This is a genomic window from Blastocatellia bacterium (assembly GCA_025054955.1).
Lineage (GTDB): Bacteria > Acidobacteriota > Blastocatellia > HR10 > J050 > JANWZE01.
This window is the reverse complement of the sequence record JANWZE010000038.1, coordinates 1-26,737: the sequence shown is the minus strand read 5'-3', so window position 1 is coordinate 26,737 and position 26,737 is coordinate 1. Positions and strand designations below refer to the sequence as shown.

Sequence of the window (26,737 nt, the reverse complement as noted above, 5' to 3'; positions counted from 1 at the left end):
GTGTCGATCTCCATGCGTTGGCGGTGAACGCTGCCGGAGATGTGTTTGCCGGAACAGTTGGCGGCGGGGTATTTCGCTCGAGGGATAATGGGCAGACGTGGCAGCCGGTCAATACCGGCCTGACGAATCTGAATGTCAGCGCTTTCGTCGTCAAATTCACTGGCGACATCTTTGCCGGGACACACGGTGGCATCTTCCGTTCCCGCAATAATGGGAACAGTTGGCAGCCGGTCAATACCGGCCTGACGCCTCCGCCTGGGTTTTTCTTTATCCTTGCGCTGGCGGTGAACAGGGCGGCTGATGTGTTTGCTGGATTGTCCTTGTCCGGCGGCGTCTACCACCTGCGCGCCAACAGCAACGCCTGGGGCGATTCCAGCGCCGGCTTGCCGGGAGTTTCTATCCACGCTCTGGCGCTGAATCGCTCAGGTCGGCTTTTTGCCGGAACCGGTGGCAGAGGCGTGTTCCGCACCAGGCAGTGAACGCCCTGGCAGAACTGACGAGAAAGCTCCTATGGGCATATTGCTCTATTCAGGAGGTAGGACTCATTAAACACCAAGGGAAGTCCTTTACCATGCTCAGGAAGGCGGTAGGGTCTATATGAAGAATTGTTTTTTTGATCCGCGAAAATCCGTGTCATCCACGGATTGGACCGGGCTCCAGAAGACGATGAGCGACGGCGACCGTTCGAGCGCGCTTTCCCGATGGCACGGTGGTCGTGGAGAATAACGTCGCCGTGAACCAACGCATCGCCATCCGCGACCATTCAATAGGGAACCCGGTCGATCTGGTTACTGAGACAGGCGCCAGAAGGTGGGAGCTGATCCAGGTTAGGCATCATGGGCTCGCTCTTCTAAAATCGCTTCCAACTCGGCGATGACTTCCAAGTCTCTCGGACGACCGGCGGCCCGCTTAACCTGAATGAGACGTTCCAGGCCGAGGCACAAACACTCAACGCCAAACAGTCGGATCCGCTCCGAGTCCGGGAGCAGATCCTCATAACCGCCGCCGCCGGTAATCTCGCCGAGTAAATCAATTGCTCCCAGCGAGGTGACGAGGGTGAAGTTCAGACCATTCCAGATGGTCCGCTCCTCCCACCGGAACGGCAATCCGGGAGGCGCGCCACGCAGATACGGCTGCAGCGGAGCCAGCGCGTCAACCAAGCGCGATACATTCTCTGGAGTCCGCCGATACACGATATCCAAATCCTCAGTGGCGCGGGCGGAGCCGTGAACCGCCGCCGCGGCGCCACCCACAATAATAAACTCAACCTGGGCTGTTACCAGCCGTGGGATCAGTTGATCAAACTCAGTGATCATGGCTCTTTCAATTTCCGGCCGGCGCGCCGCAGTTCCTCGACAAACTCCTGCAGCTTCATCAAATTCTCGATGCGTTGCTGCACCGAGAGCTTGAGATTCTCCCGAATGAGGGTACGGTCCACGTCCTTTTTGTACGCCTCAATGACCGGATCAGGCTCCAACGTCATCGTCGGTTGATCCAGCCTGCGGGACTTCGTCGTCGTTACCATACATTTTCCTCTGGCCAGCATTATAGCATGGCACATCGCGCTTCTGTAACCAGCGACGATCCGACCACCGGCGCCGCGTTGGCTCGCCGCGCTCATACCAATGTGCAATTCACCAAGAATGTAGGAGGCCCCTGCCAGAGGCCGATTTATCGCGATCTGAAGACCACTCTTACTTTTGAAATGCGAGTTAGTGTAACAGCGTTCAAGCTGAGGTTGAGCGCCACCAGCCCACGCGACCCATCGCCTCATCGTCTTTCCACCCGGAAGTAATAGCTGCTGACCTCCTCCACCTGATCGTTCTCTTCGATGATCAGCTTCGGTGACTCATCAGGGGTTCTGACCAGGCTCGGTGTGAGGGCAGAAGAAGAATGGCCTTTCCTGGGAGCGCGGGTACCCGAACCGGCCTGGCGTGGCCAGGAATGGGCCCGCTGGAAGCAGGCGCTCCCAGGGACGTTAAACAAGGACCTCCGGGCTAATCCTTGGCGAACAAGCGGAAGGTCAATCCAACCGTCACCGTGATCGGGTAGCCGGGCGTGCCATGAATCCGCGCTATGATCGGATCGCCGGGTCGTAGCCGCGATTCGAAATAATTCTGCATCTCGTAGTAAACTTTGTCCGTGAGATTATCCACCGCCAGGTTGACATCCAGCCAGCGCCGGATTCGCTTGACCAAACTGAAGTCCAGCACGCTGAGACCAGAAGCGCGAATGCCGGGATCTTCGCCGTCCAATCGGTAGCTATTGATGTAACGAAATCGCAGTGAGCCGCTGAAGCCATGCCAGTCACTGAGCGTCAAGGCAGCATTGGAGACAACGTGCGGCGCACTGTCCACATAGACTCGTGGCGACGTGCCCCGGAAGAAGGCATTCCCGACGCGGGTTAGCCCGGCGTTGAAGGCCAGGTGGCGCGTGATTTGGATAGACGTTTTCGCCTCAACTCCATACGCCCGGCTCGGCCCTTGGAATTCGATGCTTCCGTCATCGGGAATATAGACTTGCTCATTCGAGCGATCAATGAGGAACAGGTCGGCGCTCAAAGAAACCCGTCGCGCATTGAAGGAGGTTCCGAGTTGGTAGAAATCGGTGGTGGAGATCCTGGGGCCGGAAGGCTGTTGCACGACGCTTCGCGCATCCTGACAATTCATCGAGATCACGTTCAGTAATAGCTTCATCAACCTGCAAGTCCAACAGTTCAAATTCCCGCCCAAACTCTTGGAACAGCTCCATCGCTGCTGGAATGACCGAATCAGGCGACCGGGTCCGAAGGAACTCAGCGCGTAGTTGGCCAAGCTGCTGGCGGGAGCGTCTAACCAAACCCTCGACACGTGTGGCAACATGAGGATCGCTCGACTGAATCGCGCCACGAGTGAGGCCTTCGCGGGTCTTATCCCCAATGTGCTGAATCTGTGCATCCAGATCAGCCAAAATGCCCTGTACAGCTTCGAATGTCCCTTGATCCGTACGCTTCTCCTACACAATCTTGCTTCTAATTCTGCATGGAGCGATGTGTGTTTACGCGCACTAACATATCGCTGTCCGTCTTTTTTTTTGTCAACAAATCTTTTGACTAGCTCGACAAACACAGGGGAACGTCCATGAGCAGCACACCACGAACGATGAAGACCTGGGACCATCCGCTTCAAGTAAACAACAACCACGCCAGAGGCGCGCACTGCCAGGGCTTTCTGGGGAAGCGACTCCATCTTTTCACTCACCACTGTCGAAACGGCTACCGGCTTGCTAAGGGCATGGCAAAGTCGTATCCTCGCGCTTTGCGATCATGTGTCTTCAGTGGAGGCTCAGGTGAGCGTTTCTCTTTCAACCAATCTCAATGATCCATCGGCTATCCCCTATTTCCAGTGAGACGGGCCGATGACGGTAGCGGAGTTCAGGCAGCAATTGAAGACAGCATCGCCTGCCGAGCGAACCCGGTTGTTGGCTAAGCTGCTCGGTGAAGCTCGCGACACGGATGTCTGGGCGTTCACTTCGCCGGAAGAAGTGTGGCGAAGGTGGCCTGACCTGTGTCGTTATCTTGGGCGGCGACGCTATTCTGGGAGTTCCTGTTGAGCCAGTGGCACAAGGAGAATCTTGTTGGTAAAGAGTAAACTCAGCCCGCTTCAACGCGAATTCCTAAGTGGGCGGACAAAAGTCCTGGGACATTTTGGGGGCAGTTTTGGAGTGCGGTGACGTGTCACTGCTTTCGCAGCCAAAGCTGCGACAGGTCGCAGCACCCCAAAAACGCCCCGAACTTTTGTCACGTTACTTAGCCTGAGGTCCCGGCCTGACGCGCGTTCGGGAAGGTGATGATCGCTTTAATCGTCTCTTGCGCAGCGGCCATAGCCCGGTAGGCCAGCGGCGTCTCTTCGATGGTGAACCGATGGGTCACAAGCTTTTCGGCTCTCACCACGCCTTTCTGCACAAGCGCCAACGCTTCACGAGTATCGTCAGGGCCACAAGAATAACTGGCGACCAAACTGATTTCGTCCATGTAGAGCTTGTATGGTTCGACGGCCAGCATCTGCTGCGGCGCAGCCGGCGTGAAAAGCAACACGGTGCTGCCCTTCCCTGCGCAGGCTAGGCCGGTTTGCATCGCTTGCAGGCTGCCCGGCCCAACAATCACCACGTCAGCCATGATGCCTTCGGTGATCATGTGAACCCATTCGATCAGATTTTCCCGCGACACGTTGACCACGTAATCAGCGCCCAACTGCAACGCCCGCTGGCAACGGGACGCGACTAAATCGGCGCCGATGATCGTCCCTGCTCCGTACTCTCGCGCCAGCAGCACATGCAACAACCCCATCACACCTAATCCAATGATGAGCACCACATCTCCAGTTTGAAGACCGGCCCGGCGAAGTGACTTGACGACGCAGGCCGTCGGTTCAATCAATACGCCATCTTCATCATGGACGTTGGCCGGCAGCTTGAGCGTGTCCTGTTGCAGATTGTGCTCGGGAACGAGGAAAAACTCGGCAATGCCGCCGGGCACAATGTTCGACCGGCGCCACGTCGCGCACATGCTGTAGGAGCCTCGGCGACAGTAGCGGCAGGTTGTGCACGGCGCATGGTGGTGTACGAACACACGATCGCCAACGGCAAAATCCTTCACGTTGGGCCCTACGGCGACGATCACACCGACTGGCTCATGACCAAGCACCAGCGGCGCTTTCTTTTCGATGTACCAATCAAGCACATCGCCGGAGCAAATACCACATGCTGTGGTGCGCACCAGCGCATCGCCAGGGCCAACGTCAGGGATAGGCATCTCCTCAACGCGGACATCGTTGAATTTGTAGAGTCGCGCAACCTTCATCGTGCGAGGTCCGTGCTCGGCCACAGCAGTGTGAGTCGCAACTGGCCGCCCACCGTTGGCCTCTCAGGGAACGACCGCATACTTGACGCAGTCGCCCTGACGCAGCAGCGAGAAGACTTTGGGCAATTGCTCCAGCGGATACTCAGCAGTGATCAGTTGTCGAGCGGCTTGCAAGCCGCTGCTGAGCACATCGTAGGAACGCCGCACCGCCGCTCGGGTGTAATGGAATGGGCTGCGCAAGGTGATTTGATCATAGTGCAAGCGGCCTGTGTCAACCGATACTTTCGTGCCTGACGGGCAGCCGCCAAACAACACCACCTGTCCACTGCGCCGTACCATCCCGATGGCCGATTCCCATACCTCTGGCTTGCCCGTGCACTCAATGACAACATCAGCGCCATGACCGCCTGTGACATCGCGGACATACTCCAGACCATCCGTCTGTGTGGCGTCAACGACATGCTTGGCGCCCAATTCACGGGCCAAGCGGAGCCGATAGGCGCGCCGTCCAATCAGGATGACATTCTCCACGCCCAACGTCCGCAAAATCGCCAGGTGGAGCAACCCCATGGCGCCGGCGCCGATCACCACAACGGTATCATCCTGGTGCAATGAAAACTGATCGAACCCATGCAGCACGCAGGCCAACGGCTCCAACAAGGCTGCCTCTTTGAATGACAGATGAGCCGGCTTGGCATACATGTTTTGCGCGACGATGTGCGAAGGCACACAAATATACTCAGCAAATGCGCCGACAACTTTGAACTGCCTCGTCATTTCACACAGGTTGTCTTGGCCCCGCATACAAAAATAGCAAGCGCCACACGGCGCCGAAGGGACCGACATCACATGGTCGCCCTCGCGGAACTTCTTGACCTCTCGGCCCACTTCAGCCACTTCACCTGAAAACTCATGACCGAACAACGTCGGCATAGAAACTCTGGGATGCCCGCGCAAAAATGCCTTGAGGTCCATCCCACAGGTCAACGCTGACTTGACTTTGACCACAACCTCGCCTGGCCCTGGGCTTGGCTTTTCAACCTCACACAGCTCCAGTTGACCCGGCCGAATCAGCATGCTTGCTCGCATCATGTTCGTTGCTCCAGTTTCTAGTCAGGCAATCTGTCGCGCATTCTCACGCCAGGTGAATGACGCGGCGATCAACGCAGGACCACGCGCTTGGATGGCCAACCTTCATTGGTTTGACGTTGCGGCTTGCCGGCCGACTGCCGCTGGCATGGTGCTTTCGTGTGCCCAATCGTAGCCCCTCGCCAATCATGCTTGCCAATTTTGTTTAGGCCGCAATTCTACATCCAGATGACCGAACCGTAAAGGTATGCCGGCCCTCTTCCAGGGAAATCCCAAGCCCTCTTCGAGGGAAATCCGAAATCCCAAATCCGAAACGTTTCGGATTTCGTGCTTCGGATTTCGGATTTCCCCGCAGGGGCTATCGAACATGGCGGGTGCGCTAACGGATGTATAACTCCTCAGCGTTCCACAGCAGATGATCCCAAAGGATGCCCGGCTTGAGATGACCGACGCGTTGCCGGGCTGCCGTCACCATATTGCGCGCGACCAGTGGAATGACCGGCATCTGTTCAGCCATCAGGCGCTGAACGCGATTAAAGAGAGCCTTGCGAGCAACCGGATCAATCGTTCGCGCTTGCTCGGCCATCAACTGATCAATTTCTGCTTCCCACGGCGTGGCCGGCTTTTTCTGTCGCGGATGCCAGTAGTGCAAACTGCCACTGCTCAACAGGAAGTTCTGTTTGGAATTGGGGTCTGTATCGCCGCTCTGGAGTGAAAACAGGCACGCTTCATAATCGCGTTTGTTGTAAATCTTGTCCTGTAGCGCGCTACTTTCGATGGGCACAAAGACGACCTCAAGGCCAACTTTCTTCAAATCCTGCTGGATGAGCAAGCCGATCTTTTGCCTCAACGGGTTGGTATTGGTGATGAGCGTGAACCGCACCGGATGACCCTCTGCATCCTCGCGGACCCCGTCGCCATCGCGATCCACCAGACCGATTTGCTCCAGCAGCTTTGCCGCCTGGTCGGCAGCGTAACGGAGTGGCGCAAGCTGAGCATCATACCACTGCGTCTCGCCCGGAGAGACGAAGCTAGACAGAGCCGTTGCCCTGCCAGAAAAGACCGTATCAACGATCGCCTGACGATCAATGGCCATGGCCACCGCTCGACGAAATTCGACACGATGGAACCATCGAGCCTTGACCGGATCAACCAGCGGCTTGCCCTGTTGAGTGTGTCCCGGATTGAGATTAAACCAGAGTAATTCCGCGATCAAACTTGATCCTAAATCATGGAGGGCCACGTCCCCCTGTTGAACCAGCGGCTGTAATGTTGCCACTTGCTCCGCTTGCACCGGATAGAACATATCCAATTGGCCTTGCTGGAACTTCAAAAGCTGCGTGTTCTTGTCCGGCACAATCAGCAGATCAATGCCATCTAAGTACGGCAGTGCTCTGCCCTGCTCGTCGCGTCTCCAGTAGTAAGGGTTCCTGATTAACGTCAATCGTTGACCAGGCTCGTAGGCCTGCACCCGAAACGGCCCGGTGCCCACGATTTGATCGGGTGGCGTTGAAACATTCCACGCTTCTTTCAGTTTGCCGGCTCGATAGGCCGCTTCCAGGATGTGCTTCGGTAAAACATTGACCACGTCAAACAATCGCTCAGCAGCAGCCACGACCTCAGGAAAAGTAAACCGGATGGTGCGATCGTTGATGGCTTCAACCTGGATCGGTCGCCCACCAATTTTCAAAATGTCAGCAACCGACGAAGGGATGGTGGGGTCATAGATCACCTGGAATGTAAACACGACATCCTCCGCCGTGAGCGGGTGACCATCGGAGAATTTCAAATCAGGGCGCAGCCGCATCGTCAAGACACGCCCGTCAGGTGAAAAATCAGCCGACGCAGCCAGGTCTAATTCCGTTTGTTGTGTCTGCCGATTGATGCGGATCAGCGTTGCTTGTAACAAGCTGAGCACCGTCAAGCTTTCATTGTCGTCAGTGAACAGTGGGTTGAACGTCCTTGGGCCGTTCAGTTGCGCAATGACGAGCCGTCCACCGAATTGCGGTCCAGTTGTCAGTTGATTGGTTGGCTCGTTCGTCCGCGCGCAGCTACCGGCCAGCACGAGCGTCAAAAGCGTGAGCAGTCGCAAGGTCTTTTTCATATCGGTCTTTGGTCAACGGCCACACCAAACTGCTAATATGGGTGGGTCACGTTCTTAATTGACTTTCCCAGCACGCGGGCATAGATTATAGGCCACACGCAAGGAAAAAGAAACGTTGCTGTCGCTCGTCGTGGCTCTGCGCAAGCGCCCGATGATAGGCGATCGGCAACGGACTGAACGGTTGCCGTATCGCCACCATGGTTAGGTTATTAGTCAAACGAGTCCTGCAAGCGATTCCGCTGCTGCTAGGGGTTTCTCTGCTCAGCTTTTTCATCATCGCCTTGACGCCAGGTGACCCGTTGGCGGAGTTGCTGGAACGGCCAAACGTCTCGCCTGAGACCATTGAGGCGTTGCGTCAGCGGTTGGGTTTAGACCTGCCCGTCCCATTGCGGTACGGCCACTGGCTCAGTGGACTTTTGCGCGGTGATTTTGGCGTCTCCTTTCAGTACCAGACACCGGTCGCCACGTTGATGGCGCCGGCGCTGCTCAACACGTTGACGCTTTCCCTGAGCGCGACGCTCATCGCTCTGGTGGTGGGCATCCCGCTGGGCGTGGTGGCCGCCGTGCGACGGGGCGGCTGGGTGGATCGAATCACGGGGTGGGTGGCGATGATCTCGCTCTCTACGCCGCGAATCTTTCTGGCGCTGTTAGCGCTCGTGCTGGCTGCTCAAACTGGCTGGTTCCCCATCGGCGGCCAATACTCCAGGCACGCCGAACAAATGAACTGGTTGGAACGCCTCATGGACGCAGCGCACCATCTGATCTTGCCAGCCCTGATCCTGAGCGTGGCGCCGTTGGCTGTCTACTTACGCCAGATGCGAGCCAACTTGCTGGATGTGCTGGAAGAAGATTTCGTGCGCAGCGCCCGCGCCAAAGGACTCAGGGAAACAACCGTTGTCGTCAAGCACGCGCTGCGCGCTGCATTGAATCCGATCATCACGTTGTTTGGCTACTCGATAGGAAATTTGTTAAGCGGCTCGGCGCTCGTCGAAACCGTCATGGCGTGGCCCGGCATGGGCAAATTGACCGTCGAGGCCGTGTTGTCACGCGACATGTACGTTGTCATGGCATCGGTCATGGTTGCTTCAGCGATGCTGATCGTGGGCAACCTGATTGCTGATGTGCTGCTCGGTTTGAACGATCCAAGAGCCAAACTGGAATTGAATTACTGAACCAGTGGAATCCACTACGCCGATTGGACAACGCATCCATGTTCCCATTGCGCATCAACTGAACGGAACGCGATGAAGAGATGGCTCATCATGCTCTGGCTCAGCCTACTGGCTGTCGGCGCCATGTTTGGCGAATTCATCGCTCCTTACGACGTTCGCACGCAACACCGGCCATTCATCGGCTTGCCGCCGATGCCCATTCGCTTCATTGATGAGCATGGCCGGTTCCATCTTCGTCCCTTCGTATACGCGGTGCAACGCGACCTGAGTGTGCCAGGCCGGCACTACACCGAAAACCGACAAGAGCGTTATCCTCTGGCATTCTTCGTTCGAGGCGATTCGTATAAGCTGCTGGGCGTATTTGAAGGCTCGCTTCATCTGTTCGGTCTGCAAGTGCCAAATCAACAGCAGGTGACTGCCAACACCCTACAGCCGACGACAACCCGCGTGCACCTGTTGGGCACAGACCGGTTGGGACGCGACGTGTTTTCACGGTTGGTATATGGCTGCCGCGTCACGCTCAGTATTGCGCTGAGCAGTCTGGTTGTCGCGCTCGTGCTGGGAGTCTCCATTGGGGGCGTGTCAGGCTACTTTGGCGGTCGTGTGGACGCTGTGTTGATGAGGCTTGGCGAGCTTGTTCAATCCATCCCGGCGATCTTTCTGATTCTCGCTTTACGCGCGGCGTTTCCGCTCGACATTTCCTATGCTCAGACATTGGCCATACTGATCGCCATCTTTGCCCTTGTCAGTTGGCCGGAAGTCTCCCGCTTGGTCAGGAGCAATGTGCTGACGTTGATGAGCCGCGAATTTGTCGTTTCTGCCAAGGCGGTTGGAGCGCCAGATAGCTGGGTGATCCGCCATCATATCCTGCCCAATGCGCTGACGCCGGCGCTTGTGCAAGCCACGATTATTGTGCCTTCGTTCATTCTCGGTGAAGCAGCCCTGTCGTTTCTCGGCGTGGGCATCCAGGAGCCTCAACCGAGCTGGGGCAACATGTTGAGCGCGGCGCGGGAACTGCCTGTCCTGCTCAACGATTGGTGGATACTCATGCCGGGCGTGGCCATCCTGGTGACCGTGCTGACGTTCAACGCGCTTGGCGACGCGGTCCGCGACTGGCTCGACCCGCGCTCGCGCACACGCCCCTCGGAATGGGGATAATTTCGTGATTCGTAACCCCTGCGGGGAAATCCCAAGCCCCTGCGGGGAAATCCCAAGCACGAAATCCGAAATCCCAAACGTTTCGGATTTCGTGCTTCGGATTTGGAATTTCCCTCGAAGAGGGCTGAAGAGGGTTAAACTGCCGGTCCGTTCTTCAATCGGGCGAAAAATTCATCCCGTAGCGGACCCTTTTGAAAGACCCAGCGGGCGGCGGTCGTCTCCACCCAGCCGGGCACGCGCTCGCCACGCATTTCCATACACAAGTGCCGCGCCCGCACATGCACGATGACACCTTCTGGTTGCAACGTCGCTTGGATGTGATCCGCGATGGCGTTCGTCATGCGCTCCTGAAGCTGTGGCTGACTGGCAAAATGGCGCAGCACGCGCGCGATGCTGCTGAGGCCAGCTATTTTCTCTCTCGGCACGTATGCGACGTGAGCGGCGCCAAAGAACGGAATGAAGTGGTGAATACACATCGAATGAAACGGCAAATCGCGGATCAAGATCATCTCGCCAGACAGATGCGGGTTGTCCGTGACACTGATGTCGGGCGGCGGTTCACTGACGCCACAAAATAGCTCTGCGTATAACCGAGCGATGCGCTCCGGCGTTCGTTGTAATTCTGGGTCGGCCTCATTCAGTCCGAGTAGCCGGATGATCTCTCGCAGGCGTTGCGCAATTTGTTCGCTTGTTTCCTGTCTCTTGTCGTTTGTCATCTCTTCATTGTCCGGGATTCGTGACTCGTGATCCATAACCTCTGCGGGGAAATCCGAAATCCGAATATCGAAATCCGAAACGGTTCGGATTTGGGATTTCGTGCTTCGGATTTCCCTCGAAGAGGGCTTGGGATTTCCCTCGAAGAGGGCTACGGACCACGGTCCACGAGCCACGAATCACGAGCCACGATCCACAATCCACGTCTGCGTTGGCGAGACGAGTTTGTAGCGGACGCCGCGCCACTCGATCACACGGCTGACCGCGGAGACGATCAGGTTGTAGAGGAAGATCAAGTTGGCCAGTGGATAGAGCAACCAATAAGCCAACCGATACCGTTTCAATTCCGCCCGATGCTCTTTCAACACGAGTTCGACAGCCTTCTGTCTGAACAGGCTTTTGAGCAAACCGAGCAGGTAGATGAACGTCACAATCCACGGTACGGCGCCCACGTCCAGTCCCGCCCACCAGCGCCATAACCAAATTCCTATGCCACCATAAAAAACAGCGAAAAACAACAGATTGGAAACCAGCGCCAGCCACCACAATGCCGGCCAGTAAACGCGGGTGATGATCATCTGGCGCGTGGTAAACCGAAGCAGCTCGGCCAACGAGCACGGGCCGCGTGAGGGCAACAAGCAGGCGGGAACAAATCGAACATACAGGCCTTGCTCTTTGACAGCGCGGCTTAAGGCGTAATCATCGGCGCAGGCATTAACCCACCGCTCAGATACACCGACTGACTGAAATGTTCTGCGACGAATAGCCATCGAGCCGCCCCAGGAAAAATTTCGTTGATGCGGCCCCAATGCAGTCACAATGGTGGCATTCCAGAGTGATCGCAACAGAGATGGAGCATTGCCGCGCGCCGGGACGTACCACCGATAGCCGGTTGTCGCCCCAACGGTTGGATCAGCCAGCGGCGCCACAAGCCAGCGGAGCCAGAAGCTTGTTGGCGTAGCATCAGCATCGGCGAAAGCGAAGACTTCCACGTCGTCAGACACGTACTCCAACCCAACGAGCAGGTTGTGAATTTTCTGCGAGCGTGACTGAGCAAGACCAGCCGTGATCAACACGGCGTGAGGAAAACTCTGTTCCTGCAGAATGCCGGCCAGTTGACGATACGCCGGATCGGTGTCTGCCTCGGTCACGAAAATGATCTCATAGTCGGGGTAGTCCTGTCCGAGCAATGACAAGATATTCTCGCGGAAATCTGTCTCAAGCCCTTTACACGGCACCACGACAGCGACTTTTGGCAGGTAATCAGCGGGCAGCTCAGCCAGGTTTGAGCGAACATATTGCCAGTAGCGAATTCCTTCCATCAAGGCAATGAGACCTTGAATCACAGCCAGCAGCGCCAGAATGTAAAAAGCGGTCATCAGCATAGGTCACTGGTGTTGCGCATTGACTGAAATCCTACGGCGAACGACGGACGATGGCAAACACGCGGGCCGGCGCGCCGGAGCCATTGTCAATCGGGATCGGCGCCGCAATGATGACTGCGCCTGTGGCAGGAAGTCGGCCCAAATTGGCCAGGTTCTCCAGGTGGTACTTTCCAGCCCGATTCATGATGTGATGCACGATGAAATCTTTCGACGGGCCGTAGTCCACGCTCAACGTGTCAATACCGATGCCACGAATGTGACGTTGAGTGACGAGAAATTCGGCGACCTCTGCGGAAAACCCTGGGAAGTGCATCACCTGTTGTTCGTCCTGATGACGATAAGCAATGGGATCGCTCCAACGGGCATCCCAACCGGTGTACAAACAAACGAGCGCATTTCTGGGAACGCGGCCATGCTTCTTTTCCCAACGCTTCAAGTCATCAACCGTGAGGCGATAATCGGGGTCTCGGGCCACCTGTTGTCTGACATCAATGACGGCTGCCGGCGCGATCAAGTGTTGTAACGGCAGCGCATCAATCGAGGCCTGCCCGGCTTCAAAGTGGTTCGGCGCGTCAACATGCGTGCCCATGTGTTCGGCCATGCAGAAGGCGCCAGAGTAAACGCCGTCCTTCTCCAGCGTGGCGATGGTCTCGAAGTGAAATGGCTTGTAGGCAGGCCCCGGCCAATACGGAATTGCCGACGAGAGTTTGTGTGTCAGGTCAACAATCGTCGCCTTCCCTGTCAAGGCGCTTTCCAGTAATCCTTGAGAGAGCGCCACCGGCGCGCTCAGCCACGCGACGAGACATAACATTGCCATCCGTTTCATCACTCTCCTCCGCCCTCCTGTTTGAGGGAAATCCCAAGCTCTCTTCGAGGGAACTTCCAAATCCCAAATCCCAAATCCCAAATCCGAAACGTTTGGGATTTCGGATTTGGGATTTCGGATTTCCCCGCAGGGGCTACCGTGATCTCACAATCCCATGGCAGCCAGTCCAGCAGCGCCAGCCACTGTTTCCCAACTGATCTCATGACTGAGTCGCTCATCCCGCAACGTGCGAACAGTCGGCTGTTGCTCCATCGGGAACAGATCGCGGCAGGAAGCAACGACCTGATTGACGTTGAGCAGAGAGCCGATCAGCAAAATCGTATCCAACTGCGGCAGGCCGTGCGGAGCGAGCTTGTCCAAGTAGTAGACCAGCGTCCGGTGAATCTCATCAGCAAGACTTTCGCCAACCAGTTCGACCGAACGCAATGAGAGGAAATCGCCCTGCCGCATGAATATGACCGTCAGATGATCCGGCTCGGCAGCAAATAACAGAGCATCGCGCTCGGTTGGCCAGAGCTGAAGCCATGCCGCTTCGGCCAGGTGCGCAGGGAGCACAAAGCCAGCAGTGATATTGAGCGACGCCAGAACAGCTTCGTACGACGCCACGACCTCATTGGAAGCGACGACCGCCAAGTAGCGTTCCTGACCATTTGTTGACTGCAATCGTTGGAACGCCGCCGTCAGGTCTGACAAAGCGACTTCCAACAACCGTTCGACTTTCCATTCGAGCATTTCCATTCGGTCTCTGTTGGAGGCCGGGGCATCGTCCAGATGCACAATGAAGGTGCGCGTCGCCTTGCGAGGAATCGCCAATGACCAACGCCGTTCACGCTTCAGTCCCGCTTTCTCCAATGCCTGAGCCACGGCGTGACTGACCCGGTCTTTGTCCTTGATGTTGAGCTCGGTGAAACGCGGCTCAATCAGGCCTGTGGGCAGTGGCTGGATGGCTGCATGAGTGACAGCGATAGCCCCACGTTTTCTGCCAACAGCGGCGACCGCGACCTGCTGCGCTTCAATGCTGATCGCTCGACGCGGGAACACAGGCGCTGTGAAAAAACTGACGATGCGTGAAATCTGGCTTTTCATACGACACTTGAGTGATCGCTACGCCCCTACGGGGAAATCCGAAATCCCAAATCCGAAATCCCAAACGTTTCGGATTTCCGATTTGGGATTTGGAAGTTCCCTCGAAGAGGGCTTCGGCAGCGTCAACGACGCAAGAAACACAGCTTCACTCGTTCACAATTCACTATAGGGCTTCCCTTCCAATGATTCGCCCTCCGCGCCACTGCGCACATCCACAATCCCCGGTTGACTGGTCGAGCCAAGGCCGGTGCTGTCTTCTCTGATCTCCTGCCACGTTTCCCGCGAATCGGTAATCGGGTCCAGCGGAATCTCTCGCAAGTAGCCTTTCTCGACAAGTTGCTGAAGCGAGTCCGGGTAACGTCCGTTGTCAGCAGCGAACGCTTCGATCTGCCGACGCATTAAATACAAATTCTGTTTGAGCACGCTCTCCTTGGCTGCTCGAATCGTTTCCTGATAGCGCGGAATGGCTACCGAGAGCAAGACCGAGATGACCACCAGCACAATGATCAATTCAAGCAATGTGAAACCGCGAGCCCTCTTTGAGGGAAATCCGAAATCCCAAATCCGAAATCCGAAACGTTTCGAATTTCGGATTTCGTGCTTGGGATTTCCCCGCAGGGGCTTGTTGGATTCCATCTTGGTCATGACGCCCTACCAATCTCGATATTTTGTGCCATCCAAAGCCGTGCCGTCGCTAAGCGAATAGACATCGAAAATGTTCAGGCCGCTCCAGCTTTGAGACTGCGGATCGTCGCTAAACGAGCGCTTTCCCCACTCGGCTTTGCCGGTCATTGGATCAATAGGAATTTTCCTGAGCAACTTGATCTTACGATCAACGCCACGAGACAGCGGCACACCTTCAACCAGATCCTCCAATCGCTTTGGATAGCAGCCGGTACCAATCTGTCCGCCCATGCATTGATCGGTCGGAGAGATTTCGGTTGACTTAATCAAGCCGGCATCGGCAATCTGCCGATACCGATCCAACGCCGTGCGCAGCTCGCGCAACGCGCGGCGCAGCTCGATCTCTTTTTGCCGCTTGATTGTGTTTCTGGCCACCGGAATGACGGCGCCAGTGAAGATCGTCAGGATCAAGATGGTGACGATCAATTCCAGCAATGTGAACCCTTTTTGATTCATTAGCCCTCTTCGAGGGAAATCCGAATATCGAAATCCGAAACGTTTCGGATTTGGGATTTCGTGCTTCGGATTTCCCAGCAGGGGTCGGCATCACTAGCGACCCACTGTCTTCAGCGATAGTGGCTGAGCTGTACAGGTGAACGAGCGGCCATCAGGCGAGACAAACATCGTCGCCTCTGTGGCCACGGCTATCACGCTCTCTCCGGCGCCGACCACCTCAAACACCAGCCGCGCCAACGGTACCGGCGCAGGCCTCGTGGCCATGCCCTCCGGCATCCGCACCAGAATCTCGACCATTCCATCAGTGGTTTGATTGACCGAGACAGCGGGGTATCGGCCATCGGCCATCGGCACATCACTCTGGGTGACTTGCGCCAGTCGCCAGATCGCCGGACTGTAGTGAATGACAAAACTGCCCTGCCCGATCGGTTCCTTCGCTTGCGCCACAACGGTCACGCTGAGCTTTTGACCGACCTTTGGCTGATGCGTGTCTGAGTAAAGCATGAAGGCCAGCGTACCGGCGTCCGCGCGTTTCGTATCGAGCGGGTTTGATGCGACGTTTGGCGTTGCACTGCTCTGCGTCAGCGCCGATTGCGTCAAGGCAGGAACCAGGGCGCGCTGATCGTTTGTCAAAATCTGCGTGTCTGAGGGCGACAAAGCGCCCATCAGCGCAGGCGAAGCGCCGGCCGGCGATTCGCTGCCCGCCGGCTTTGGCTTGTTCTCGGCCGCGGCGGCCTTCTGCGTCACGTCGGTTGACTGGCGTCCTCGACGCGCTTGCTCACGCTTTTCCAAAAACGATTGGATCGTATCGGACAGCCCCATCAGTTGCAAACCGGATGACATGGCTAACTGATCTTCCTCACGAATGTCCGCTGAGCGAATCACGTGCGGCGTAACCGTGATTAACAGGTCAGTGGAAGCTGTTCGGTCGGTCGGGATGCTGAAGAATCGCCCGATGACCGGCAAAAAGCCAAGCACTGGCAATCCGCCTCGACTTGTCTCTTTCCGATTTTGCGCCACCGCCGCCATCATGGCCGCTTGCCCCGTTTGCACTGTCGCGACGCTCTTCAGACGCCGCTGCGTGAAGATGGGTGTCAACGTCGTGCCACCAGCCGCCACGCCGGATGTTTCAATTTCCATCTCCAACTTGATGTCATCGTCAGTGTAAATGGTCGGCGTGATTTGAATGTTTAAGCCAACGTCTTGATATTCAATCTGCGGCACACCCAGACCAAACGCGCCGCCCAGAAATCCGCCTTGGTTTTGATTCGGCGGCTGGTTGGGTTGCGTCTGTGTGGTCGTGGCGAAACTGGAAGGAAACGACGCCGTCTGAATCGGGATGCGCTGGCCAACATTGGCTCTGACTTGTTGCCCGTCGAGCGCATGCACTTGAATGCTGTCAATCAGCTTGCTATTGCCGCGCGTCTGCAAGATGCGCAGAATGCTGGTGGGAATAGCCAGCGCCAGCCGTTGCTCGGTGATAACCTGCCCGGCCGTGATCGCCAGGTTGCTGAGCGTGCTGGGGCGCGTCGGCACCGATGAACCAGACGGCAAAAAGCCCTCATAGAGCAATTGATTTCCGATCTCCAGTAAATCGTTGCGCGACACCTCATAGATACTGACATCAATCAGCACCTCAGGTTTGTCTTTGTCCAGCGCCCGGATGATGTTGCCGACCAGCTTGAGCGTTTCGGGAGTCGTGCGGACAGTTAGCGAACGCAACTGCGCATTAGGCACGACCATGACCTTTTGCCCAAAGAGCGCCGAAAGGTTGGTTTGAATCGTTTGCACCGTCTGTTCATCGGAATTTTTCAGGTAAAACGTTTGCACGCTCATTTGTTGGAGTCGCGCGCGATTGGCTGTGTTGTCAATGGCCACCAGCAACGTGTTGTCGTTGATCGGCTCGAAGAACAGATTGTTGCTCATCAACAGCGTATCGAGCGCTTGTGGAATCGTCACGTTCTTCATTCTGAACGGCATTTTGCGCGAACGGAACGACGAATCGAAGACAATGTTCAGCCCGATGCGCTCGGCCAGATCGCGAATGTGGTTCTCCAGCTCATCATTGGCCCGTGTGATGTCTTGAACCTGGTACAGCGGTGAAAGCGTCGTGTCGTCTTTCGTTGCGTCCTTGGCCGATGGAATTGTTGGGCGTTGTTGGCTCGCGCTGTGCGGATTGGGACCGATGATCGGTATTGACGCGCCATAGGGCGTTTCCGTCAGAGGCGCCGGCGCGAGCCCATCGGCTTTCCGTTGCAAGTCGAGCGCTCGTTCGGCTAAGTCCTTGGCCAGCTCATTGGTTTTATCGAACTGGTAGGCGCGACGAAAGAGATTGTAGGCCTCTTCATAGCGCCCTTGCTCCAGCGCCTCGCGCCCTTGCCGCACCAGCATGACCGATGCTTGCGTCGCCGTGCGTTGGTAGGCGATCCGGTAGACCAGATTATCCGGCTCCAGGCTCAGCGCCAGCATGTAGGCCTCAGCCGCTTGATCGTATTTCTTCTCATTCTCCAGCGCCACTGCTTGTCGGTAGTGCTTCTTACCACTGGCCGCGCCAGCCGGCACCGGCATGGATAACCCGCATACTAAGACTACAACGATCCATCTTTTCATAACGCCTTCCATTCTTGCCTTATGGTTCCTCGATCCGTAATCTGTGGAATGAAACCATAGATCACACAGCTTAGCACAGAATTTGTGATCCGTGATCCGTAACCCCTGCGGGGAAATCCGAAATCCCAAATCCCAATCGTTTCGGATTTCGTGCTTTGGATTTCGGATTTCCCTCCAAGAGGGATCCTATTCGACAAATGTCACGCGGTTGATCTCCCGTAGCGTCGTCACGCCGGCGAGCACCTTTCGTACCGCCGACTGACGCAGCGAACGCAGGCCTTCAGCTTGCGCTGCCCGCCGAATCTCCGAGCCAGGCCGGCGCTCGATGATCAGCTCGCGTATCGTGTCACTCATGTCAAGCAACTCATGAATCGCCGTGCGGCCGCGATACCCGGTCCAGTTGCAGGCGTCGCAACCGCCGATCTCATAGTATGTGTAATGACGATACTGTTCGGGATTCAGTCCCGATTCCACCAACTCTTGATCGGTCGGCCGGTAGGTTCTCTTGCACTGACTGCAAAGCACGCGCACCAGCCGTTGAGCCAACACACAGTTGAGCGCGCCAACGAAGTTGTAGGGTTCAACGCCCATGTTCAAGAATCGTCCAATCACATCAATGACGTTGTTGGCATGCACCGTCGTGAACACCAAGTGGCCGGTCAGCGCCGATTGGATGGCAATCTGCGCTGTCTCTGAATCGCGAATTTCGCCGACCATGATCTTGTCCGGATCGTGACGTAGAATCGAACGCAGCCCGCGCGCAAAGGTCAATCCCTTTTTCTCGTTGACCTGGATTTGCGTGACGCCTTGCAGTTGGTACTCCACCGGGTCTTCCAGCGTGATAATTTTGTCTTCTTCATTGCGAATTTCATTGAGCGAAGCATAAAGCGTCGTCGTCTTGCCTGAGCCGGTCGGCCCAGTGACCAGGATCATACCGTAAGGCTCTTTGATGAACCGGCGAAAACGAGCTAGATCATCCTCCTCGAATCCAAGCACGCTCAAGCGCAGATCGCGGAACTGCTCGTTGATCTGTTCCTTGTCCAGAATACGAATGACGGCATCTTCCCCGTGAATCGTGGGCATGATCGAGACGCGAAAGTCAATGGTCCGTCCGCGCACGCGCACACGGAAGCGCCCATCTTGCGGCACACGACGTTCGGCAATATCCAACTCCGACATCACCTTGATGCGGGAGATGATTGTCTGATGATGTTGAATGTCAATGGGCGGGCCAGCCGGGTAAAGCGCGCCGTCAATACGATACTTGATGAACACATCGTTGGCGCGCGTCTCAATGTGAATGTCGCTGGCGCGGCGCTCCAGCGCCGTCAACACAACCGAGTCCACCAACTTGACAATCGGACTCATCTGCTTGTCGCCGGTCAGACGGTCTAGATCAAGGTCTTCCTCGCCTTGATCGGTTTCCCGCACGAGCGACACGCGCAAGTGCTGCGTCGTTTCATCCAGCACACGCTGCGAGGCATCGCCACGCGTCAGCACAGCGTCAATCGCCGATGGTGTGGCCACTGCCAGCTTCACCCGACTGCGTAGACGCGAGGCGATCTCATCCACTTTGTCCAGCGCCGTCGGATCGGCAATCGCGATCACCAGATGCCCGTTTTCACGCCGCAGCGGCACAAAGCGATACTGAATCATCACCTCGACCGGCAAGACGTGAAGCAATTCCTGATCCAATCGGACTTGTGTCAGATCAACAAACGGCAAACGATACCGCTCGGCCAGTTGCCGCGCCCGCGCCTGCTCCTGCTCAGGCGTTTCCGGCGGCGCGGCCGCCGTATCCGGCCCGCCGATGAGAGCGTCAAAATTGACTTCAGTGCTCATACATTCCCTAATGACGATAACAAGCTGAACAACGGAAGATACATGGCCAGCAAAACAATCACAACAAGCCCCGCCATCAAGATCAACACCACCGGCTGAATTAGCGCGGTCAACTGATTCAGTTGCAGCTCCAGTTCAGCGTCGTAGAAACTGGCCAACTCTTCCAGCATTTCTTTCAAACTGCCTGAACGCTCGCCGACGCGAACCATATCAATCGCCAACGGCGACAGCCAGCCGGCTTGCTCCAGGCTCTCAGAAAAAGACTGCCCTTCGCGAATGCGCGGCAAAACAGGCGCGCTCAGTCGCGCCAGCGCGCGATTGGTGATCGTCTCGTTGGCGATGCGAAACGATTCAACCAGCGTCACGCCGCCTTGCAACAACGTGGCCAAACTCCGGCCTAACTGCGCTGTGGTGGCATCGCGAATGATTTGACCCACCAGCGGCACCTTCAGCAGCAATCCGTCAATCAGCTCACGGCCACGACTGGTCCGACGCCAGATGAACAAAGCAGCAATCGCAGCGACCAACGCCGGAAACAGCCAGTATAAATTCCGTTGTGTGGCTTCGCCGGCGGCCAGCACCATCTGGGTGATCGTCGGCAACTCCGTGCCAAAATCCCTGTAGATGATGGCAAATCGCGGAATCACAAAACTCGTCATTACGCCGACCAGCCCAATCAACGCCACAATGAGCAGAACCGGATAGGTCATCGCCTGGCGCACTTTCCGCTTCAGCGAAAGCACCTGCTTGGTGTAAGCGATATACCGGGTTAACACGCCGTCCAGATTGCCCGATTTCTCACCGGCCAGCAACGAGGCCGTGTACAACTTCGGGAAGACGTCACCTTGCGCGGCAAACGCTTCTGACATCGGCGTTCCCTCGCGAATGCGCGCTTCGATCTGCTTCAATACGTGGCGCAACGCTGGATTCGTTTGACGTTTGGCTAACAAAGAAATGGCCTGCAAAATCGGCAGTCCAGCTTGAATCAGCGCGGCCAATTGTTGGTTGAAATGGAGAAACGGCTCCAGCTTCAGACGCCGCGGCCGGCCTGACCATAACCTGAACACATCACGCTCGCGCTTGATCGAGAAGATATGGTAGCCCTCGCGCGACAAGCGCAGCCGCACTTCATCTTCTGACGCGGCATCCATCGTGCGCGTTAAAATCTCGCCCATCGGCGTTCCTAATCGGCAAATGAATGTCGCCATAGCCTCATCGAATCGGCGGTTTGCCGCTGGGTGGCGTTGCAGGACCTGGAGCGTTGGCCGCTCCGCCCGGAGGCGCTTGGCCAGGCACCTGTCCAACCGGAGCGATCGGCCGAAATGCCCCGCCCAGTTGCCTCAAAGCCAGCGGGTCCGTCGGATATATCACTTCGCGGCTGAGCATTTCGATCTGTTTGTCCATATCCGCCGGGACCGACTGCAGCTCAGGGATAAACGCGAAGACCCATCGGTTATACCGCTCCAGGCCGTAATAATCCCGCAGTGGCTCCTCGTCGCTTTCACTCACCACACCGAAGATGTAGCGTGGCTGAGCATCCTGTCCATCAGTGGCCGGTCCCCTGAACGCAGAAGGCGCCCTGCCGCGGGCGCTGCCGCTGTCGCCTCGACCCAACTCAACCGTATTGCCCAAATACTGCATGCGAAACTGTGGCGGCCAAACCGAGAGCGGCTGACCCATCGTCTCAAAGTACGCCTCCAGAAATTCCCGTAATGCCTCATCATTGAATCCGACCGGTCGCCACGGTTTGTTGCCGTTGACCGGGTCCTTCAATGCGAATGGTCGAAGCAGGCGCACTTTGCGCGTGGAGCCGCGCACGTTGACGCCATCAACCAATTGCTCCAACGATTGCGGCCAACCGAATCCGACCGCGCCAGGCACAGCTTGTCCTCCTGGCACGACAGGCGGCTGCTGCTCAGCGCCGCCAGCGGCCATGATGCGCTGAGCCAAAATCCTATACCGCCCAATGGCGTCAACAATCTGCTGCCCCCGAAAGAGCATCTCCGTCTCACGTTCGCGCCGCAACTCTTGCGCCACCGACGGCGCAATGCCGGCAGCCAGCACCAAAAACACGGTGAGCATACCGAGCGTAACAATCAGCATGTAACCTGCCTGAGACCCTGTTGGAGGGAAATCCGAAATCCGAATATCGAAATTCGAAACGTTTCGGATTGGGGATTTCGAATTTCCCCGCAGGGGCAATGCTTCACCTCTCATCGCGGTTCTTCATCCTCGGCTGAGACCGGTTCTGCCGGCTGCATATCCGTCACCCTCACGTTTGAACGTGGATTACGGCCGCGATTGATGTTGCCCTGGTTCGGACTAAGCACGCCGCCAACTTGACCGCCTGGGCTTGCGTCCGCGTCTTCGATCGGCAGCGTGTGCAGGATATCCAATGTCACATCCTTGAGCACAACGCGCTCGGCCGATACCTGCGTGACAAGCCAGCGGTTCTCCACCAACTGGCCATTGAGGCGAGCCACCAGGCGCTCGTTATCACTCTTGAGCAAGAACACAAGATCATCAACACGGCCAAGGTAGCGGTATCGCGGTGGCTCTGGCTCTTGAACAGCCAGCGTCAATTGGTTCGAGTAGAGCTCTCCAGTCGAATTCCTAACCATCACTTGAAGCGGCGCAGCCGTGGCAATCATCCGCTTGTCAACAGTGGCCCTCAGCTCGACCTCGCTGACGCGCTCCGTCTTCAGAGGACGCCCATTGACAACGATCTGCGCGTCTTCGGGAAACCGAGCGCCCTTGACCGTAAGCGTGAAATCTTTTGTCCTGGCGTAAACCGAATGTGGCTCCAGCGAGTAAATCGCCAGCGGCGGCGGTGGCGGCGGTGGCGGCGGTTTGACCGGTGGCGGCGGCGGCACGTAATAAACAAACACGTTTCGACTCGCTTGCTCCGTGACACCATCGCGCCGAGCCAGCACGTGCAACGGCAACGGACGATACCCCTGCTCGACCTCAGAAGCCCCTGCGGGGAAATCCGAAGCACGAAATCCCAAATCCGAACCGTTTCGGACTTCGGATTTGGGATTTCGGATTTCCCTCGAAGAGGGTTTGCGGTTGGCTTGATTTCCGCCAGGCGGCGCTGACGCCCTCGCTGTGTTCGTGGCCGTTGATCCGGTCGCCTGATCAGACAAAATAAATCGGTCTACCAGCAAGACGCCAGCAGCCACTGCTAATAAGCCTAGCAAAACTTTTCTCTCTTTTGTCATGACACCTCGCGTTGATAATACACCGCCAGCTTGAGACCTAATGCAATCACTTGATCGGTGGCAGCTCCGGCTTGGCGACCTCGTCCATCTGAAGCAGATGACTCCACGCTCTTCAGCTCCAGCGCATCAACGATGATGAAGACGCGACTTCGCTCCAATGAAGCCAAAAACTGCCGCACACTACTGTAGCTGCCCTCAACTGTGAACGACATCTCCAACCCGGGAAACAATGACTTGGCGCTCTTGACGCCTTCCGCTTCCCCTTGCAATGCCCGCTGCTCAATGGCTGTGAAATTGATCTCTGTGACAAGAACACCACTTTGTTTGGCCAACTGATTGACTTCCCGAATCGCGCGCAATTGAGCAGTCTCCGCAGGGGATAGATATGTCTCCTGAAACTTGACCAGACTGGCGCGAATCGCCTCAGGCGTAGGCACATCAATTTTTTCAAGGGCCTCGATCTCTTTCACCCGCTCGGTCAACTGATTGAGCGTCGCTTGATCTTGTTGGTATCGCGCCTGAGCTTGATTGAGCTGTTGCTCAGCCAGCCTGTTTTGCACATAAAAGAAACCTGCCGCGCCCATGCTGATGATCGCAAGAGAGGCCAACACGACCTGCCAAGGGCCGATCCGAGCGGCCCGATGCAATGCGTGCGATCTCAAAACAAAATCAGTCATCAGCTCACCTCAACCTCTTCGAGGGAAATCCGAAATCCCAAATCCGAAACATTTCGGATTTCCTCCGATTGTCAGTGCCCTTCCGCCGCAACGTTTCGCCAACACCTGGCAGCCAGCGGCTATCGGGGCGTGTATAGCATCTCGACCTCGTATTCGATCTCCTGCGTTCCTTCAACAATCATCTGCTTCTTCGATTGCAAGCGACTAAATCGGCCCGTGTTTTGCAGCGACCTCATCATATCCAACACATCATCGAGTTGGCGACCAACCACCGTCATCGAAACCTGCATCGGCGAGGTGCCTGGCCTCAGCGCATCAATCCTCTCCGGATTGGCCAGCGTGACGTTGATCCGTGTCAGTCGCACATTGTCCCCCAGATGGGTTTCCAAGTCCCTCAGGAGACGCGACCAAGGAAAAACCCGTCGCTCAATCAACGACGAGGCCGCCGTAATTAGCTCGATTTGCTGCGGCGACAACTCATCGGGCTTCACTGGCGCCGGAATCCGCTTACGCAGTTCTGCAATACGCCGTTGTTGAGTCTGCGCTTCTGCCTCAAGCGCGCGCGTCATGCGGCGTGTTGCTTCAAGCTGCTCCAGAAATAAACGGCTCAGCCAACCACCCAACACAATCACCAGCACGAGCCCCAAGCTGATGAGCCGGCGGTTGGCGTAGGGACGGGTCGCTAAATTGGTTCGCACAGCTATCATGTCCACCCGCATATCTTACCACTGAATCCAAGCCACTAGTAGCCTAACGACACGTTTCTGGAGGCTGACTGGTTCCATTTTCGTGCCGAGCGCCCAACCTGGTCCGACTCTCTCATGAGGCGCTGCGTCTGGCTTGCCACGTGGCAAAATCCGGCAAGCCAAGGCGCATGGCAATATCCTTTCGGCAAAAAACTGTTGCATACTCGTCAAACACCTCTTTTTTCCACCTGCGGTACGTGCTCGATTTATCGCTGGCCAAAAACTCTTGCTTCTTGGCTTCCACGAGCATAGCCATTTGCCCAGCAGGCAGCGAGGCAATGTATTGGTCTACCTGCTGCTCGATGTACTCGTTGTACATCATTTCATCCAACAACAACTGGAGCTTGGCATCATGCTTGGCCGCAGGCGCCTGCTGCGCCGCCGCTAAGGAATTCCCTTCCCGGATTAAACTCACTAGGAAGCCTCCAGGATTTTTAATGCCAACCCCCCCTTGCTCCATCAACGAGTCGAAATACTCGACAGCCAGCCGAATTTTACCGAACTCTCCCCAGTGCGACTCCACGAGCTTCTTGGCCTCCCTCGGCGTCACGCCGCGCTCGACTAATTGCTTCGTCAGCCATTCAGCCTGTTCCTCAACACGCTCCTCAAGATTCTCGTCAACGACACGAACTGCGTCAAACGGTAGGTCAATCGTTTCAGGGAAGTCTTCGGCTGTCGTGTCGAACGGTTCATGCCGCGCGTGCGGACTGCGCAGAAAACCGATCGTCCGCCCCTTAACCTCCCAACTAGCCAAGTATGACTTCTCAACCAACTCTTCCAGCGCCGGCTCGAGCTTGCGCACGATTTCCGAAATGAACTGGAAATTGCGACTGATGCCCAAGTGCTCGTGAGCGAGTTGGAAGATGTCTATCGTGAAGCGATCGTTCCGCCCGAAGTGACGATCCAAGTAGCGGTACAGCCGTCGCGCCGTAGACGTGCGCAAAGAAAAATACAGGTTGGTATCAAGGAACTTCAGATAGCCACTCTTGAAGCTCTTATACAACTGATCGCTCCACATGATCCAGCTATGCGGCTGATCGCGCTCAGTCTTGCGCCCCGTGACCTCTTCATAAATGTGATAGCCCTGTATCAACGTGAACGCCGCCGTCACATACGATTTCGCTTCATTGTCCCAAAACGCGTTGCGCGCATGGAATGTGACGTTGCTCAACCGGACAAGCGATTCATCTAGTCTGGCGTAGCACTTTCCGCAAATGCACCAACCAAGCCGCTTCAACAAATCGTAGCGGGAAAATAAGACCTGTTGCTTGTCAAATCCCTGCCGCTGCGTCAACTCCATCAACGCCACATACACATCCTCGTCGGTGGCCGTCGGCAATCCCGCTTCTGAACCGCCTTGAATTGTCCAGGTTCGCTTCACCAACTTGCCATTTTTGCCAATGATCGTGTCCTCAAACTTGAGCGACCTCGCTCCTGAAGGAACGTGCGTGTACAGAGCGGCCATTGGGAATGTGGCCAGGTTCATCTCGTCTTTTCCCTGTCGAAGGACTTCGGGAAACAAGGGGAGATCGGATGTCTCCTTGGTCGTTCGTGGAGCCTTTTTCAATTTGGTTCGTTGGGTTCGTTTCCTTTTTTCACTGGTTGGCATTGTCTTTGTTACCTCCCCTCATAGTGGCCTGTCCTCGTAGTGTGGCGGTAATTCTAGCCGATCCTGTATACCACCAACAACCCTGTCTTGCTATAAACGGGGGTCGGAGTGTGGTTAGCAGCCTCATGAATCAACAAACAAACAACACACAAACAAACAAATTGATTGCACACACCAAACAACACCAACAATACAACAACAACATATACAACAATTGCAAAATTTGTGCCAAAAATAGGAATTTGCTTGAAGAAAAATGCGAAAAAACTGAAAAAATTTTTGCTTCATATAACATTAGTTTTATCAATTTATTAGCTACATGTCGTGATTACTAAGTTGTAAATTCATGGTCTCGATTCCCGTCTAAGCATAGGAAATTGCTTGCCCCCAACCCCTGTATTTTTTTTGAGCTCTTGTCCCCAACCCCTGTATTTCTTGCCCCCAACCCCTGTATTAGTAGGAAATTGCTTGCCCCCAACCCCTGTATTTTTTGCCCCCAACCCCTGTATTATAGGAAA

24 protein-coding genes are annotated in these 26,737 nt (G+C 56.1%); 4 read left to right on the top strand and 20 right to left on the bottom strand.

What is annotated here, in order from left to right; genetic code table 11:
• Positions 1–23: 23 nt before the first annotated feature.
• Positions 24–479 (top strand): hypothetical protein, encoded by a 456-nt coding sequence (locus NZ823_05300; protein ID MCS6804547.1) that lies wholly within the window; start codon positions 24–26, stop codon positions 477–479.
• Positions 480–827: 348 nt separating this feature from the next.
• Here NZ823_05300 and NZ823_05295 read toward each other — a convergent pair whose 3' ends face one another.
• The 3 genes from NZ823_05295 to NZ823_05285 form a co-directional block, all read right to left on the bottom strand.
• Positions 828–1,316 carry a hypothetical protein gene (locus NZ823_05295; GenBank protein MCS6804546.1) on the bottom strand — a complete coding sequence of 163 codons (489 nt, stop codon included), beginning with the start codon at positions 1,314–1,316 and terminating at the stop codon, positions 828–830.
• Positions 1,313–1,525, bottom strand: a complete 213-nt coding sequence (locus NZ823_05290) for a hypothetical protein (GenBank protein MCS6804545.1) — start codon at positions 1,523–1,525, stop codon at positions 1,313–1,315. Before NZ823_05290 ends, NZ823_05295 begins: the two co-directional genes overlap by 4 nt.
• A gap of 472 nt (positions 1,526–1,997) precedes the next feature.
• Positions 1,998–2,696: a TonB-dependent receptor gene (locus tag NZ823_05285; protein ID MCS6804544.1), complete on the bottom strand. Its 699-nt coding sequence runs from the start codon at positions 2,694–2,696 to the stop codon at positions 1,998–2,000.
• 700 nt (positions 2,697–3,396) lie between these two features.
• Between NZ823_05285 and NZ823_05280 the strand changes: the two genes are divergently transcribed.
• Positions 3,397–3,591, top strand: a complete 195-nt coding sequence (locus NZ823_05280) for a hypothetical protein (GenBank protein MCS6804543.1) — start codon at positions 3,397–3,399, stop codon at positions 3,589–3,591.
• A 196-nt stretch (positions 3,592–3,787) separates the two neighbouring features.
• On the opposite strand, the gene NZ823_05275 is transcribed toward NZ823_05280, so the two are convergent.
• The 3 genes from NZ823_05275 to NZ823_05265 all read right to left on the bottom strand — a co-directional run bounded on the left by NZ823_05275 (position 3,788) and on the right by NZ823_05265 (position 8,033).
• Complete coding sequence (locus NZ823_05275) at positions 3,788–4,840, bottom strand: alcohol dehydrogenase catalytic domain-containing protein (GenBank protein MCS6804542.1); 1,053 nt, start codon at positions 4,838–4,840, stop codon at positions 3,788–3,790.
• A 63-nt stretch (positions 4,841–4,903) separates the two neighbouring features.
• Positions 4,904–5,932 carry an alcohol dehydrogenase catalytic domain-containing protein gene (locus NZ823_05270; protein ID MCS6804541.1) on the bottom strand — a complete coding sequence of 343 codons (1,029 nt, stop codon included), beginning with the start codon at positions 5,930–5,932 and terminating at the stop codon, positions 4,904–4,906.
• A 376-nt stretch (positions 5,933–6,308) separates the two neighbouring features.
• Positions 6,309–8,033, bottom strand: a complete 1,725-nt coding sequence (locus NZ823_05265; protein ID MCS6804540.1) for an ABC transporter substrate-binding protein — start codon at positions 8,031–8,033, stop codon at positions 6,309–6,311.
• Positions 8,034–8,230: 197 nt separating this feature from the next.
• Here NZ823_05265 and NZ823_05260 point away from each other — a divergent pair, with 197 nt between their 5' ends.
• On the top strand, positions 8,231–9,205 hold the full coding sequence (locus NZ823_05260) for an ABC transporter permease (protein MCS6804539.1): 975 nt from the start codon (positions 8,231–8,233) through the stop codon (positions 9,203–9,205).
• A 72-nt stretch (positions 9,206–9,277) separates the two neighbouring features.
• Entirely contained in the window at positions 9,278–10,363 is a 1,086-nt protein-coding gene (locus NZ823_05255) for an ABC transporter permease (GenBank protein ID MCS6804538.1), read from the top strand.
• A gap of 134 nt (positions 10,364–10,497) precedes the next feature.
• Here NZ823_05255 and NZ823_05250 read toward each other — a convergent pair whose 3' ends face one another.
• The 14 genes from NZ823_05250 to NZ823_05185 all read right to left on the bottom strand — a co-directional run bounded on the left by NZ823_05250 (position 10,498) and on the right by NZ823_05185 (position 26,219).
• Positions 10,498–11,115: a GTP cyclohydrolase I gene (locus NZ823_05250; GenBank protein MCS6804537.1), complete on the bottom strand. Its 618-nt coding sequence runs from the start codon at positions 11,113–11,115 to the stop codon at positions 10,498–10,500.
• A gap of 141 nt (positions 11,116–11,256) precedes the next feature.
• Positions 11,257–12,462 (bottom strand): glycosyltransferase family 2 protein, encoded by a 1,206-nt coding sequence (locus NZ823_05245; GenBank protein MCS6804536.1) that lies wholly within the window; start codon positions 12,460–12,462, stop codon positions 11,257–11,259.
• Between the two features lie 31 nt (positions 12,463–12,493).
• Positions 12,494–13,288 (bottom strand): cyclase family protein, encoded by a 795-nt coding sequence (locus NZ823_05240; protein MCS6804535.1) that lies wholly within the window; start codon positions 13,286–13,288, stop codon positions 12,494–12,496.
• A gap of 144 nt (positions 13,289–13,432) precedes the next feature.
• Positions 13,433–14,374, bottom strand: coding sequence for a hypothetical protein (locus NZ823_05235; protein ID MCS6804534.1), 942 nt, complete (start codon positions 14,372–14,374; stop codon positions 13,433–13,435).
• 153 nt (positions 14,375–14,527) lie between these two features.
• A complete protein-coding gene (locus tag NZ823_05230; GenBank protein ID MCS6804533.1) occupies positions 14,528–14,938 on the bottom strand; it encodes a type II secretion system GspH family protein in 411 nt (136 codons plus the stop codon).
• Between the two features lie 87 nt (positions 14,939–15,025).
• Positions 15,026–15,514 (bottom strand): type II secretion system GspH family protein, encoded by a 489-nt coding sequence (locus NZ823_05225; GenBank protein MCS6804532.1) that lies wholly within the window; start codon positions 15,512–15,514, stop codon positions 15,026–15,028.
• A gap of 93 nt (positions 15,515–15,607) precedes the next feature.
• Positions 15,608–18,124: a hypothetical protein gene (locus tag NZ823_05220; protein MCS6804531.1), complete on the bottom strand. Its 2,517-nt coding sequence runs from the start codon at positions 18,122–18,124 to the stop codon at positions 15,608–15,610.
• Between the two features lie 186 nt (positions 18,125–18,310).
• Complete coding sequence (locus tag NZ823_05215) at positions 18,311–19,966, bottom strand: GspE/PulE family protein (GenBank protein ID MCS6804530.1); 1,656 nt, start codon at positions 19,964–19,966, stop codon at positions 18,311–18,313.
• Positions 19,963–21,174 (bottom strand): type II secretion system F family protein, encoded by a 1,212-nt coding sequence (locus NZ823_05210; GenBank protein ID MCS6804529.1) that lies wholly within the window; start codon positions 21,172–21,174, stop codon positions 19,963–19,965. The genes NZ823_05215 and NZ823_05210 overlap by 4 nt, the downstream gene beginning before the upstream one ends.
• A 4-nt stretch (positions 21,175–21,178) precedes the next feature.
• Positions 21,179–22,069, bottom strand: coding sequence for a hypothetical protein (locus NZ823_05205; GenBank protein MCS6804528.1), 891 nt, complete (start codon positions 22,067–22,069; stop codon positions 21,179–21,181).
• Positions 22,070–22,179: 110 nt separating this feature from the next.
• Complete coding sequence (locus tag NZ823_05200; GenBank protein MCS6804527.1) at positions 22,180–23,187, bottom strand: hypothetical protein; 1,008 nt, start codon at positions 23,185–23,187, stop codon at positions 22,180–22,182.
• Positions 23,184–23,864 (bottom strand): type II secretion system protein M, encoded by a 681-nt coding sequence (locus NZ823_05195; GenBank protein MCS6804526.1) that lies wholly within the window; start codon positions 23,862–23,864, stop codon positions 23,184–23,186. The genes NZ823_05200 and NZ823_05195 overlap by 4 nt, the downstream gene beginning before the upstream one ends.
• Positions 23,865–23,983: 119 nt before the next feature.
• On the bottom strand, positions 23,984–24,571 hold the full coding sequence (locus NZ823_05190; GenBank protein MCS6804525.1) for a hypothetical protein: 588 nt from the start codon (positions 24,569–24,571) through the stop codon (positions 23,984–23,986).
• Between the two features lie 112 nt (positions 24,572–24,683).
• Positions 24,684–26,219 (bottom strand): replication initiator protein A, encoded by a 1,536-nt coding sequence (locus tag NZ823_05185; GenBank protein MCS6804524.1) that lies wholly within the window; start codon positions 26,217–26,219, stop codon positions 24,684–24,686.
• Positions 26,220–26,737 lie beyond the last annotated feature (518 nt).